Genomic DNA, 14,352 nt, shown 5'->3' with positions numbered 1-14,352 from the left:
ATGTCCGCGAACCCAGGGGAGCGTGAGCCGGTACGCCCCGAGATCGCGCTCTCCTGGAAGCGTTCTCGACTCAGTGGCCTCGACCCGTCGTCGGCCATCGCCGTGGACACCGAGGAGCAGGACGGTGAGTCTCGTCTGCTCCGGGCCGCCGCACCCGTGCTCGACGAAGTTTCGCAACAGATCGCGGGCACCGGTTTCTGCGTGCTGCTTGCTGATCGCGAATGCCGCGTGGTCGCTTCGGTGTACTCCGACAGTCGCGTCGAGCGAACGATCGAGCGGTTGGGTGTCGTCAACGGTTCACGCTTCGGTGAAGAGCACGCCGGCACCAACGCGCTCGGTACGCCCCTCGAGGTCGGACGAAGCGTGGTGATCCACGGTGACGAGCATTTCCTCGACAGCCTCAAGGGTTTGAGCTGCTACGGACAGCCGATCCTGCATCCCGTCACACGTCGTGTCGAAGGCATTCTCGACATGACCGGCGTTGTCTCGCAGGCCAACCCACTGTTCGCGCCCTTCCTTGCGCGTGCTGCAGCGGACATCGAGAAACGGCTGCTCGAAGGCTCGAAAGCATCGGAGCAGCGGCTGGTCGACGCATTCCAGCGAGTTTCACATCAGCGCCACATTGCCGTCGCGGCCATCGGCGACGACATCCTGCTGAGCAACCGAACCGCTTTGGATCTGCTCGACACCGCAGACCATGTATCGCTCCGTTCCTTGATTGCCGACCTGAATCCGGACCAATCACGATTGGTGACAGTCGAATTGGCGTCCGGCGCGCTGGCGCGAGTTCAAGCCGACCGGATTTCCGGGGCTGACGGTGGTGCGCTCTTCCTGGTCGAACCACTCCAACGGGAACGGGCACCGATCCGCAGAACGCACGAGCGGGCACCGTCTCCCGGCGAACGACTGCGGCGCGACCTGATGCGGGCGCGGGCAACCTCTGCCGCCGTGGCGATCTCGGGTGAAGCGGGATCCGGCCGAACCTCGGCAGCATCGGACGTAGTCGGCAGTGTCGATGCGAGTTGGCTCGATGCCACGCGAATCGCGTTCGACGGCCGTGAGCAGTGGGTCACCGATCTCGTGCGAGCATCCCGTAAGCGTTCGGGCGTGGTCGTGATCGAACAGGTACAACTCCTTCCTGACTCGGTGTTGCCGCTGGTCGCAGACCTGATCGACGCCAGCGCCGAGGGGCCGAAAATCGTACTGACCAGCGGAGCGGCAGTTGATCTTCCGCCGACCATCGCCGCGCTGCTCTCACGATGCGCCTCCCGGGTTGTCATCACCCCACTGCGCGAGCGACAGGCTGAGATCGCCGAGTTGGCACAAGTCATGTTGGAGGGGATCTCACCAGAACTGAGATTGACCGCCAGCGCTGCCGAAGCACTCGCGGCGGCCAACTGGCCGGGCAACCTGGCCGAATTGCGCGTCGTGTTGAATCGCGCCTCGGATGAACGCTCGAGCAATCGCATCGACGTCGCTGATCTGCCCGAGGACTATCGCACCACGACCAAGGTGTCGCGGTTGGCAGGGCGGGAGAAAGCCGAGCGCCAGGCGATCATCGGAGCGTTGAAAGACTGCGGCGGCAACAAGGTTCACGCGTCGGCGCAACTCGGAATCAGCCGAAGCACTCTCTACACACGGATGCGGGCGCTCGACATCACTGTGTAGTTTGCTGTCCGACTTCAGTTGTACAAAGTTCGGACAGTTAGCACCCCTGGAGGCGCGGAAGTATGGCGTGCATCACATTCGCACCTCACTACTTCAGGGGAGTTTCCGATGACGGCAGTAGCCGAACACACCATCAGTTCCGCGGTACAGGGTTTCCTGAACGGACCGAAGAAGCTCTACATCGGCGGCGAATTCGTCGACGCCGCTTCGGGTCAGACCTTCGCGACGTACAACCCGGCTGACGGACAGAAGCTCGCAGACGTGGCACACGGTCAGGCCGAAGACATCGACCGCGCGGTACGTGCCGCTCGAACGGCTTTCGAGGACGGCCCCTGGTCACGTATGAAGGCAAACGAGCGCGAGCGGATGATCTGGCGCGTCGGCGACATTCTCAGTGCTCGTGCCGAGGAATTCGGTCAGCTCGAAGCTCTCGACAACGGCAAGTCCGTTGCCATCGCCACCGCCGTCGACGTGGCTTGGGCCGCAGACGTTTTCCGCTACTACGCGGGTTGGGCCACCAAGATCGAAGGCAGCACCGTCAACGTGTCGATGCCCTTCTCTCCGGGCGGCGAGTTCCACGCCTACACCCTGCGTGAGGCGATCGGCGTCTGTGGACTGATCGTGCCGTGGAACTTCCCGCTGCTGATGTCGTCGTGGAAGCTCGCCCCCGCGCTCGCCGCCGGCAACACGGTGATCCTCAAGCCCGCTGAGCAGACCCCGCTCACCGCACTGCTTCTCGCGGAGGTCTTCGAAGAAGCAGGCTTCCCGCCCGGCGTCGTCAACATCGTTCCCGGCTTCGGCGATGCAGGTGCTGCTCTGTCCGGCCACGACGACGTGGACAAGGTTGCGTTCACCGGTTCCACCGAGGTGGGTAAGAAGATCGTCGACGCCGCCAAGGGCAATCTGAAGAAGGTTACGCTCGAGCTCGGTGGCAAGAGCCCCAATATCGTGTTCGCCGACGCCGATTTCGATTCCGCGGTGGAGGGTTCGCTCAACGCGTGGCTGTTCAACCACGGACAGTGCTGCGTTGCGGGTACTCGTCTGTACGTCGAGGACACCATCTTCGAGAAGTTCACCGAGGCCGTCGCGCACGCAGCGAGCCAGGTCAAGATCGGACCCGGCCTCGATCCCACCACCCAGCTCGGACCGCTGGTCTCGCAGGAGCAGTTCGACAAGGTGACCGGCTACCTGCGTGAGGGAATCGCCGACGGCGCACGTGCACTGACGGGCGGCAACCGCTGGGGCGATCAGGGCTACTTCGTCGAGCCGACCGTCTTCGTTGACGTCAAGCCCGAATTCTCCATCGTTCAGGAGGAGATCTTCGGACCCGTCGTGGCGGCGCTGCCGTTCAACGCGGACGACGGACCGATCACTGCCGCAAACGATTCCATCTACGGCTTGGCCGCCGGCATCTGGACCCGGGACATTTCCAAGGCTCACCGCACGGCGAAGCGCTTGAAGGCCGGCTCGGTGTGGATCAACCAGTACAACGGCTTCGACACTGCAATGCCCTTCGGTGGATACAAGCAGTCCGGCTGGGGCCGCGAGCTCGGCGCTTCGGCTATCGATCTCTACACCCAGACCAAGGCCGTCAACATCGCTCTCTGACCGACCCCATCGCTCATTCTCTCGTCCGACAATCAAGGAGATCACCAGTGAAGACCAAAGCTGCTGTACTGCTCGAGCCCGGAAAGCCTTTCGAGATCATGGAACTCGACCTCGACGGCCCGGGTGTGGGTGAGGTACTGATCAAGTACACCGCTGCCGGACTGTGCCATTCGGATCTGCACCTGACCGACGGTGATCTCCCGCCGCGTTACCCGATCGTCGGCGGACACGAAGGCTCGGGCATCATCGAAGAGGTCGGCCCAGGCGTCACGAAGGTCAAGCCGGGCGACCATGTCGTGTGTAGCTTCATCCCCAACTGCGGCACCTGTCGCTACTGCTCGACCGGTCGCCAGAACCTCTGCGACATGGGGGCCACCATCCTCGAAGGCTCGATGCCCGACGGTTCCTTCCGTTTCCACGGCAACGGAATGGATTTCGGCGGAATGTGCATGTTGGGAACGTTCTCCGAGCGCGCCACCATTTCTCAGCACTCGGTAGTCAAGATCGACGACTGGCTTCCATTGGAGACGGCAGTGGTCGTCGGCTGCGGCGTGCCGTCGGGTTGGGGAACTGCCGTCAACGCAGGCAACCTCCGCGCCGGTGACACCGCGGTGATCTACGGCATCGGTGGCCTCGGCATCAATGCCGTTCAGGGTGCGGTTTCGGCCGGCTGCAAGTACGTCGTTGTGGTCGATCCGGTTGCTCTCAAGCGTGAGACCGCACTGAAGTTCGGTGCCACGCATGCCTTTGCAGACGCCGAGAGCGCCGCTGCCAAGGTCAACGAGCTGACGTGGGGACAGGGTGCCGACGCTGCGCTCATCCTTGTCGGCACCGTCGACGAGGACGTGGTCAGTGCAGCGACGGCAGTGATCGGCAAGGGTGGCACCGTGGTGATCACGGGACTCGCCGACCCCGCCAAGCTGACCGTTCACGTGTCGGGTACCGACCTGACGCTGAATCAGAAGACGATCAAGGGCACGCTGTTCGGGTCCATGAATCCGCAGTACGACATCGTGCGACTGCTGCGTCTCTACGATGCCGGTCAGCTCAAGCTCGACGAACTGATCACCAACACCTACAGCCTCGAAGACGTCAACAAGGGCTACCAGGATCTACGTGACGGCAAGAACATCCGGGGCGTGATCATTCACGACAAGTAACCCCAAGTGCTGTGCGCCTTTATTAACCGCCCGCGGTTAATAAAGGCGCACAGCACTATTTCTTGGCTTTCGACAAAATCTGCATCAACTGAAGTAGCGCCGAGAACTTCGCGAACACCGAGCGCGAGACCACCGGACCGAAAGCCGCGGTGTCGGTTGCGTCGAAGGCGTCGAGCAGATCCCGAAAGCTTTCGATCTGCTTGATCATCGCGTCCAGGTCGACGTGCGTGACGGCGTCGGCTTCGCGCAGAGCGAGCAGGTACTGCGGCGCCGTCACCAAGGCGACCGCCGGGATCTTCCGCTCGAACAATGGTTCACCCTCACCGAAATGAATGACCGGTCCCGGCGCCACGATTCGGCGATCGCCCGCCCCGATGTCGCGCCACAGCGGTGCAACGATGTCGTGTACTTCCCGACTCGTCGCGTAGAGCAGTTCCGGTTCCGGAGTGGTCTCCAACGAATAGCTGCCGATCGAGGTGTTCTCGGTATCACCCAGTGCGCCGAGGTGTTCGATTGCGATCCCCGCTACTGCGCGCGCCTGACCGTCTTCGCCCTTCCACATCTCGGGGTGTGCTTCGAGCCAGGTGGACGTTGCCTGTCCGTGCTTGGACACCGCTGGAATACGAAGGTGGCCAGTCGTCAGGACAAAAACGTACGACCGTCGATGCGGCTGCGCCACGGCGTGCCGCGCCAACGCCAACATTCCCAGATGGCCGTTCTCCTCGACACCGTTGGTTCCGTCGCTGTGAGTGATGAGCAGAATCGTCTCTTCGGGTGAGGTTCCGGGGGACACCGCCCACACCGTGTCGGTCCGGGTGTCCGGATGCAGAGTCGCATCCAGTACCAGAGTCGCCAGCTGACCGGAGCGAGCTGCAGCGACAACCTTCGCGCCCTCGTCGCCGGCCACCCAGACGGCGGGGATGTCGGGATATGGCTGCGTGAACGGAAGATATTGTCCCAGTGCGTTGTCCGGAGCGATGTCACGCCACACCGCGATCACGCCGAGGACACCGGCCTTGCGGGCCTTGTCGAGCTTCGGGCCCAGAAGTGTTGCGGAGAGAACCGGATTTCGAAGTGTCTCGTCGGTGGCGATCGGGCCCCACTCGCTGACCAGTAGCTTGCGGGGGAGATCGATGTGCGGGACCTCGATCACTGCGATCGCGCCCTTGGCCGCCGACCACTTGGGGCGTCGCGCGCTGACGTAGACCAGGGGAGCGGAGATTCCCTGTGGCCCGGTCAATCCGGAGTAGGGGAATGCGGACGAAACTCTGATCGGTCCCGTCGGCAATTCGATGCGAAGTCCGTCAGACGTTGCCGGTAGATCCCAGCGTTCGAAAGTGTGTGAATCACGCCGGACTTCGAGACCCAGTTCGGTCAGTTCGTTCGCGACTTCCTCCACCACCGCGTGGTGTGAAGGTGATCCCGTCAATCGTGGCCCTCGCGCGTCGAGTCGCTGTTGGCCTGCAAGGAGGAGATCGCGATCGACGGCCTGGCCGTGATTCATGGGATTGCCTTTCGTACTACGCGACGTCTGCTCTGGTGAGGCGCCTGCCCGTGTCGTGTCCACGGTACCGAGCGGTCTGAAAAGGAGACGGAGAGCGCGCCGGATATGCCGTTTTCGCAGATATACCAGGTGCCAACGAGCCGGTCGGTCCGTACCGTATGACCTTGGCACCGAAAGACTCCGTGTTCTTCGGACAGACCAGTCCACGGCGAGAGAGGCCTACGTTGGCTACGTATCTTTACAGGTTGGGGAAGTTCGCTTTCCGCCACAAGTATCTTGTGGTGGCCGCGTGGATTATCGTGATTGCGGTGGTGGGGGGCGCTATCAGCGCCACAAATCCGACGTTCTCCAAAGAATTCAACCTTCCGGGCACCGATTCACAGCGTGCGACCGAGTTGATGAACGAAAACTTTGCAACTGCAGCGGAGCAGCAAACTCAGGCGTCGACCAGTATTCTCATCGCGGCAGACGACGGGCTTGCCGCGCACAGCGATCAGATCGATCAGTTGATCGCGCAGGCGAAGACGTTGCCGGACATCGTCGATCCCGAGAAGATCGTCAATCCGGTCACCCTCGCGGAGGCCAATCCAGCGGTGGCGTCGGCCGTTCTCGGCGACAACGGCAAGGTCGGGCTGATCCAGCTCAATCAGTCGATTCGCATCGAGGATCAGACGCAGGCCAACAAGACCGCGTTCCTCGACTTGATGGCAAAGTTCCGCACCGGCGGCTTGCAAGTCGAAGGAACCGGCTCGATGATGCAGGTGCAGGCCGCGGGCGGTCTGTCGGAGATGCTCGGCTTCGCGGTGGCGTTCATCGTGATGATCGTGGCGTTCGGTGCACTCATCGCGGCGTTCATCCCGTTGTTCACTGCAATTCTGGGAATTGCGCTGGCCACTCTGACTGTCACCCTCGGCTCGGGCTTCTTCGACATCAACGAAGGCGTCACGGGAATCGTCACGATGATCGGCATCGCAGTCTCGATCGACTACGCGTTGTTCATCGTGTCGCGCTACCGCAGTGAGCTCAACCTGGGCGGAACCAGAGAAGCCGCCGCCGGACGCGCAGTAGGTACTGCCGGTTCGTCTGTCGTATTCGCAGGCCTGACAGTGGTGGTTGCGCTGGCGGCCCTGGCGGTGGTCGGGGTTCCGATGATCACGCAGATGGGAATCTCGGCAGCGGTTGCCGTCATCATCGCTGTGCTCGGCGCAATCACATTGATCCCAGCGGTTCTGGGTATCTTCGGCCGATTCGCGTTCTCGCCTCGTATCCCCGGGCTGCGCCACGGTGACGAGCCCGAGACGATGGAATCCAACGGACATCGCTGGGCCAAGATAGTCACCAAGTACCCGTGGCCGATCGCGGGTGCTGCGCTGGTGCTTCTGGTGATCGCGGCTATTCCGATGACGAAGCTCGAACTCGGACTCTCGTTCACTCAGGACGAAGAGCGGCCGGCACTTGCCCTGCTGCAACGTGGGTTCGGTGAAGGCGTCAATGGCGAATTGTTCGTCGTGCTCGACGCGCCTGACGGCACCGACATCACCGCGATTGCCGAAGGCACTGTCGCGCACATCAAGGGCCTCGACAACGTCGCAACTCCGGATCAGTTGATGTGGGTCGGAAACGGACCCGACGCGGCAAACCCGATGGCGGGCGCCAACTCTGCGCTGATCGCGGTCACCCCGCAGATGTCACCGAGCGGCCCCGAAACCCACGAGCTGATGAATCAGATCCGGAATTACGGATCGACGGTGAAATCGGAAGGCGCAGAACTCGGTGTAGCGGGGCAAACCGCGATCGTTGCCGACATGTCGTCGAAGCTCAGTTCCGCGCTCATCCCGTATCTCATCGTGGTTGTGGGGCTGGCGTTCATCATCATGATGGTCGTCTTCCGCTCGATCCTGGTGCCGCTGACCGCAACTCTCGGATTCCTGTTTTCCGTCTGTGCGACCTTCGGCGCCACGGTGGCCATCTTCCAGGAGGGCGACTTCGGGCTGATCGAGCACACACAACCCATCATCTCGTTCCTGCCGATCTTCATGATCGGTGTGGTCTTCGGGTTGGCGATGGACTATCAAGTGTTCCTCGTGACGCGAATGCGCGAGGAATACGTGCACGGATTGTCGGCCAAGGACGCCATCATATCCGGCTACACCCATGGTGCTCGCGTGGTCGCGTCGGCGGCCATCATCATGATCTCCGTGTTCGGCGCATTCATGCTGTCCTCGGAGACGACAAGCAAGATGATGGGCTTCGGCCTCGCGGCTGCAGTCTTCTTCGACGCCTTCATCATCCGCATGATCGTGATCCCTGCGGTCATGTCGATTCTCGGTGATTCGGCGTGGAAGTTGCCGGCGTGGCTCGACAAGATCCTGCCGAACGTCGACATCGAGGGTGAAGCGATTCGACGGATTCCGATCGAGCAGGATCCGAATTCCGATCCAGACCCGAATCAGGTGCCTGTGAGGGTGTAAGCACTCAGGTCGTCAGGACGGGGTGCCGGTTGCACAGCAACTGGCACCCCGTCCTTCTGTGTTCATACGGCGCTCGTGCGATAGGAAACCATCCGGTTGGTAACAAAAATCGCTGTGATCGCGACAGGACTTCCAGAGGCGACGCGCATCGGGAGCGAGCCGTGACAGTGACTGCGAGGGTACGTGTCGAAGGAGCAAACCGATTCGAAGCGGGCCGAGAAGTGGACCTTCGCGCTGACGGTCGTCTCCCTGATCGCCGGTGGGACAGTGGTTGCCGGGCTGGTAGATCGGTGGAGCAGCTCGCCGTCCGATGACATCTCTGTAGCTGCGTCATCTTCGATCACCATGACGTCTACACCGGACGAGATTCCGGCGGAGGACGTGCCTGAATTCTCGTACGTCACGCCGAGCGCGGTGTACCCGACAACGATTCCGGGTTGTGAAAGCGTCGAAGCGCCGGAGGAGGATTCGTTCTTCTCCTATATTCTCGACGGATCTGATACGTACGACGATCCACGCTTTCCGTGGTTCTCGAGTGCCAAGGCCGCCGCGATGTCGGAAGCGGTCAAGCAGGCGCTCCCGAAAGATGTCGAGCTGAAGTTCGCCAGCCCGGGTAATTCGCTGCAGTTCGGGCCGATCTCTGCACCTTCGAACACAGATGGGCTGCCCGAGGGTTTCTCGCTCGAGGAGTTGGCGTCCACCACTGCGTCCGGGACGCTGATTCGGGACGGGAAGATCGGCGCGCTCAGCCTGATGCTGCACTCGAGTTCTGATCCGATCCCATCGTGTGTTGCGGGGTCGCTCGTCGAACGTCGGGTGCTGGCTGACCAGTCGGTAGTGGATCTGCAGGATACGTGGAGCGAAACCAATGGTGTACGCACCCTTGGTCGGTCGGCGATGTTGTACGGAGTCGACGGGACCCGTATTCAGGCGTATGTCAACGACACTAACAACGACGGAGGTCGGAACGCCGAGAGTTCCGGCGTGGTGCCACTGACTCTCGACGACCTTGTAACCCTTGTCGAAATGCCACAGCTGCGAATCACTACTCCAGTTCCCCCGGGTACGGCACCCCTTTCGCCCGGGTGCCACGGGATCCCTCGAGACTCTAGCGACGTGGCTGAACTCGATCGCGCGACGATCGAACGTCTCAACGCGGTACTCGAGATCAGATGGCGCGCTGTATCTCCGGGTTTTCCGATTCTTGATACCGGACCGGGCACTCTGACGGTGGCGGAGAATGACAAGTCCACTGCATGTCAGAGACTTCTCACCCGGACGGGAGACAGCGAGTCGACGCTCAACATGACAATTACCGGCGGACAACCACTCCCTACGGAGCCCAACAAATACGACCCTTCCTACGACGGGCACCCCTTGGAGGTCGTGACGCGACCGGATGGATCCGTGATCGAGCGAGACGAACGGAACTACGCGACCGTGCCCATGACAAATGACGGCTCGAAAGCAGAATCGACGCAGGAAACGAGCAGGTCGGTGGTCGTCACCCGCCCGAATGGGACCCAAGTCTCGGTTTCGTCGTCGGCTGCGATCCCGAACGATCCGATGACGTTCGCGCAGTTGGAGTTTCTCGCGACGACCGAAGGCTTGGAGATTCGATGACCACCAGATTCTCCCCGAAATCGCGACTTCGGATCGCGGCCGCCGCAGCCGTAGTCACCGTCACTGCCGCCATCGCCACGGTGGTCACGTCGACGAGTTCCGAACCGACAGCGATCTCGTCGCCGCTATGGAGCGTCGAGGCCTCCGAGATTCTCGGGCGCGAGTTCGCGATCTTCCGGAGCCCACTTGTTGGAACCGAATTCAACATGGACATGGGCGGATTCATCGACGCCGGATCACTCGTGGTCACGATGATCGGTATGCCGGATCGTCAGGCGTATTCGTTGGACGACGCAGAATTGGTCGGATTGGACGCCGAAGATGGCACAGTTCGTTGGCGCACGTCGGCGGTCGACATCGGTGGTTGCTCCGAGACTCTGCTCGGCAGTTCGGTGCTGTGTTTCTCCGGGCCGTACGTATCCGGTGGTTCGTACTCGCTGTTCGACATCGAGACGGGAGAGCGGCGAGACATCAAGACACCGTGGTCGCCGATCGTCGCGGTTGTCTCGGGCGACACCGTACTCGCGCTCGAAGGTGATATCGAGAGCAACGACGTTCGCGTGCACAGCGGAACCGTCGACGATCCGGAAGCGAACTGGTCCAAAGCGTTCGACGTCGGTGGATCGTGGGAAGCCGGATACGTCGATCCGGTGATGTCGGTTCACGGCGACCTGGGCGTGATCGCTCTCGACGAGTCCTTGGGATTCGACGTGAAGACCGGCGAACAGCGGTGGGTACACGGTTACTCCACCTGTTCGACCGCGCACACATCGTCCGACGGGGTGACATTGGTGTCGGATGGCGGTTGCGAAGGCAATGGCCGTCCGACAAGTGAGTACGCGCTCGATCAGTACGGGCGCGAGTTCGCCAGGACGGACGAACTGCCTTCGGAGTCCTCGTACTACGGCGGACGATACAGCCGAGATGATCCGGCGGGAGGATCGACTCCGATCATTCTGGGACACAGCGGTTTCGACCGGACTTCGGGCGAGAAATTGTGGTCCAACAGTGAAGTCTTCGACACCGCACAGTCGTTGGCGGTGATCGGCAACGTGATCGCCGTGACCCGCTCCGGTTCCGAGCCCGAGGTCCAGTTCGTGGACCTGCTCACCGGGGAGGTCCTGTGGCGCTCGAACGCCGAGCGCGCCGGAGAGATCGCCTGGCACGGGGATGTCGTTATCGACGAGGGCAACGTCTACGGAACAGATGTCAGGACCGGCCAACGGAGTTGGGAGGTCCAAGTCGTCCAGGACGGGGACGACGAGTTCACGCCTTGGGTGATGCCGCGCGAGCTGTGGGCGGGGGAGAAGGTGCTGTTGCGTTCCAGTGAAGACCGCATCACGGCGTTGAAACTGTCGTGAAATTCGGTGGCTGCGAACCTTCGGCGATTAGCGAAATTCGATGGGTTACTGGTGAACTGGCATGATTCGACCTTTCGACATGCCGAACAAGCGCCTGAACTCCAGGCGCTCCTGCTCGAAGTTGTAGATGCGGTAGACGGGCCACACGAGCGCATGGAGCATCGAGTCGCCCCAGATGGTCAGTTTGAGGCGCCAATTCATGATGTTGTGAAGGTGCAGAACCGATTCGGATGCTTGGTTGTACTTCAGGTACTCCAACGGAGGGGTTTCACCGCGTCGACCGGACGTTTCTGCTCGCATGTCGGCGATCTGACCGATCGTCATCCCTTCCTCCCGAAGGCACAGTGAAAGGTCGATATCTTCGTGGATGTCCGGCCGGTCACTGACTTGCTCGCGGACCGACAACCATGCGCTTTTTCTGATCGCCATGTTCGCTCCGGCGACAGCGAGTACTTGACGTTCGCAATCGAACTTCCCCTGCTTCACCTGCCTGTCCAGTGCGTAGCGGTGGATTCGAGCAAACGGCGATTCGAAGAGGTAGGTGAGTCCGGCAACTGCTGAATGAGCGGTGCTGCGTTGGAAGAAACCCTTGACCGCATCTGCCCATCCCGGTTGTACCCGTGTGTCCGCGTCGATACGACCGATGATGTTGCCGGTCGAGGCGTCGAAGCCCGCGTTCCGGGCGTGTACGACGCCTTGGCGGGCCTCGAAGACATATCTGACTTTGTCGTACTTCTCGGCGAACTCCTGGATGATCGATGCAGTACCGTCCGTCGAGTTGTTGTCGACAATCAGAATCTCATCGATTTCCGACTCGGTCACTAGACGCTCGATGCAGCCGGAAACCGCGTTCTCTTCGTTGAATACCGGAACAACCACCGAAAGTCGATTAGTGGACAAGTGTTCAATATCCTGCATGGATGCGGTCACTGTATTCCTTTGCTGGGCAATTGGGTCCAGTCCTTCGCAAAGGTTACGATAGCAATAGGTGACCATTCGGACAATTTGAACCGAGGGCCATATGATCAATCCCGCAACAGCTTATTGCGGGAAACTATCAGCATAAGTGCAGCTGGCACGGCATAAATGCATGCAGAATAAGGCTTTCGGAACTGATTGATTTTTACCCACTCGAGTCTATTCGTCGGTCGAACACCGGACTTTAGTCCTTCTAATTCCGGCAAATATAATGCTGCCCGTTCGCTGAATTGTGAATCGCCACTGCGGCAACCGTCGGGCAATATCTAGATGTCGCAAGTTGCTTTTCAGTGAAGTGGAGTCGGTGCAGCGCAAGTGCCATATTTGTAGATTCAACGGACCCTTGACGGCAAGGTTGCCGCCATCTGCAAATATTTGCTTTTGTAGCTGTCGGTCTGGATTTTCCAGTGAAGTCTGCCCCCGCGACTTTTCAGCACCGATTTCCGATGTGCAAACAGCAGCCGGCACCTACCTATCGGGTCAGGATGCCTTCGGTTTCGGGTGCCGGAACGGTTTTCCCCGTGATCGGATCGACTTCCTCGAGCGGTGGAACGTCTTCTCCGTCGAGCACTCGGCGCATGCGCTCCTTGTCGAGCTGCCCCTCCCAATTGGCGACCACGAAGGTTGCGACACAGTTCCCGAGCAGGTTCACCGACACCCGCATCGAATCCATGATTCGATCGGCGCCCAGTAGGAGAGCGACTGCGGCAACTGGAATTGCGCCGTGACCGATTGCGGCCACGGTGGCCGACAGCGCCAGGAATGACGATCCCGGCACGCCGGCCATTCCCTTCGAGGTGAGCATCAGAACCAGGACGGCAGTGATCTGTTCACCGAGTGTCAGGTCCACGCCGAGTGCCTGCGCCAGAAACAGCATGCAGATCGACAGGTACAGCGTCGCGCCGTCGAGATTGAACGAGTAGCCGGTAGGCACCACCAATCCTGTTGTAGTGCGCGAGCATCCGGCGTTGGTGAGCTTGACCATGATTCGGGGCAGAACTACTTCGGTCGACGCCGTTCCCAAAGCGAGGAAGAGTTCGTCCTTGATGTACTTGACGAACTTCCACAGGTTCACGCCCGCGAAGTACCTGACTATCGCGGCCAGGATGAGGATGAACAGGACGGCGGCGAGATAGCATGCGGCGATCAGCTTTCCGTAACTTCCGAGCGAAGCGATCCCGTACTGACCGACGATGTACGCCATCGCGCCCAAAGCGCCCAACGGCGCCAGTCTCATGATCCAGCCGATAATCGTGAAGAACAGATGGCTCAGACGATCGACGAGTTCGAACACGATCGGTGGTCCACTCTCGCCCGCCTTGGCCAATGCGAGCCCGAACAGTACGGCGAAGAAGAGGACTTGGAGGAGTGCGTTCTCGGCGAAGGCCGAAACTATCGACACCGGAATGATATTGAGCAGGAATTCGACGGTGTGGGGAAGTTCGCCACTTCCGGTCTTGGCGGCCACGGCGTCCGCACCGTTCGCCAGCGTCTCCGGATCGATGTTGAATCCCGCACCCGGCTTCATCAGATTTCCGATGAGCAGCCCGAACAACAGGGCGAAGGTGGTCACGACTTCGAAGTAGATGAGTGCTTTGACGCCGATACGCCCCACGGCCTTCAGATCCCCGACGTGGGCGATCCCGATCACAACGGTGCAGAAGATGATCGGCGCGATCAGCATTTTGATCAGCTTGATGAACCCGTCGGCGAGGGGCTTGAGGTTCGCGCCGAATTCCGGCCACAACCAGCCGATGAGAACACCGATGACGATAGCGGCGATCAATTGCACGAACAGTGATCGGTACCAGGGCGGCTTGTTGGCGAGTCGCGCGAGCTCGCTGTTCGGCAGTTTTACGGAAGTTGGCATGGATGGGAACGGTAGGTCCGCTTGATTGCGAAAAAATAACTCGCGAATGTCGTGGATGTAACGCGTCGAGGTTGCATCTCGGACAACAATTCGGTCAACAAGCGACAGT

General features: G+C 60.7%; 9 protein-coding genes. 6 read left to right on the top strand and 3 right to left on the bottom strand.

Translation table 11 applies throughout. The annotated features are described in order from the left end of the window. From G9U53_RS28025 to G9U53_RS28015, 3 genes are all read left to right on the top strand, one after another. Positions 1–1,668 carry a helix-turn-helix domain-containing protein gene (locus G9U53_RS28025; RefSeq protein WP_058038111.1) on the top strand — a complete coding sequence of 556 codons (1,668 nt, stop codon included), beginning with the start codon at positions 1–3 and terminating at the stop codon, positions 1,666–1,668. 108 nt (positions 1,669–1,776) lie between these two features. Continuing rightward, positions 1,777–3,276, top strand: coding sequence for an aldehyde dehydrogenase family protein (locus tag G9U53_RS28020; protein WP_019744236.1), 1,500 nt, complete (start codon positions 1,777–1,779; stop codon positions 3,274–3,276). Positions 3,277–3,323: 47 nt separating this feature from the next. Continuing rightward, positions 3,324–4,436 (top strand): NDMA-dependent alcohol dehydrogenase, encoded by a 1,113-nt coding sequence (locus G9U53_RS28015; protein ID WP_003942086.1) that lies wholly within the window; start codon positions 3,324–3,326, stop codon positions 4,434–4,436. A gap of 55 nt (positions 4,437–4,491) precedes the next feature. Here the strand turns inward: G9U53_RS28015 and G9U53_RS28010 are convergent, their stop codons facing one another. Continuing rightward, positions 4,492–5,940 carry a hypothetical protein gene (locus G9U53_RS28010; RefSeq protein ID WP_165639660.1) on the bottom strand — a complete coding sequence of 483 codons (1,449 nt, stop codon included), beginning with the start codon at positions 5,938–5,940 and terminating at the stop codon, positions 4,492–4,494. 224 nt (positions 5,941–6,164) lie between these two features. On the opposite strand from G9U53_RS28010, the gene G9U53_RS28005 reads away from it, so the two are divergent. From G9U53_RS28005 to G9U53_RS27995, 3 genes are all read left to right on the top strand, one after another. Next, the gene (locus tag G9U53_RS28005; protein ID WP_165639698.1) at positions 6,165–8,411 is read left to right on the top strand and encodes an MMPL family transporter; all 2,247 of its coding nucleotides are present in this window, start codon (positions 6,165–6,167) and stop codon (positions 8,409–8,411) included. A gap of 183 nt (positions 8,412–8,594) precedes the next feature. Next, entirely contained in the window at positions 8,595–10,034 is a 1,440-nt protein-coding gene (locus G9U53_RS28000; RefSeq protein ID WP_165639659.1) for a hypothetical protein, read from the top strand. Further along, positions 10,031–11,395, top strand: coding sequence for a PQQ-binding-like beta-propeller repeat protein (locus G9U53_RS27995; RefSeq protein WP_042922394.1), 1,365 nt, complete (start codon positions 10,031–10,033; stop codon positions 11,393–11,395). The genes G9U53_RS28000 and G9U53_RS27995 overlap by 4 nt, the downstream gene beginning before the upstream one ends. 45 nt (positions 11,396–11,440) lie before the next feature. On the opposite strand, the gene G9U53_RS27990 is transcribed toward G9U53_RS27995, so the two are convergent. Beyond that, entirely contained in the window at positions 11,441–12,313 is an 873-nt protein-coding gene (locus G9U53_RS27990; protein WP_242692814.1) for a glycosyltransferase family A protein, read from the bottom strand. Between the two features lie 532 nt (positions 12,314–12,845). Beyond that, positions 12,846–14,243, bottom strand: a complete 1,398-nt coding sequence (gene dctA / locus G9U53_RS27985; RefSeq protein ID WP_021343541.1) for a C4-dicarboxylate transporter DctA — start codon at positions 14,241–14,243, stop codon at positions 12,846–12,848. Positions 14,244–14,352 lie beyond the last annotated feature (109 nt).

This window comes from Rhodococcus sp. D-46 (assembly GCF_011290655.1).
Classification (GTDB): Bacteria; Actinomycetota; Actinomycetes; order Mycobacteriales; family Mycobacteriaceae; genus Rhodococcus_F; species Rhodococcus_F qingshengii.
The sequence above is the reverse complement of the archived record's forward strand: the minus strand, read 5'-3'. Positions and strand labels throughout refer to the sequence as shown.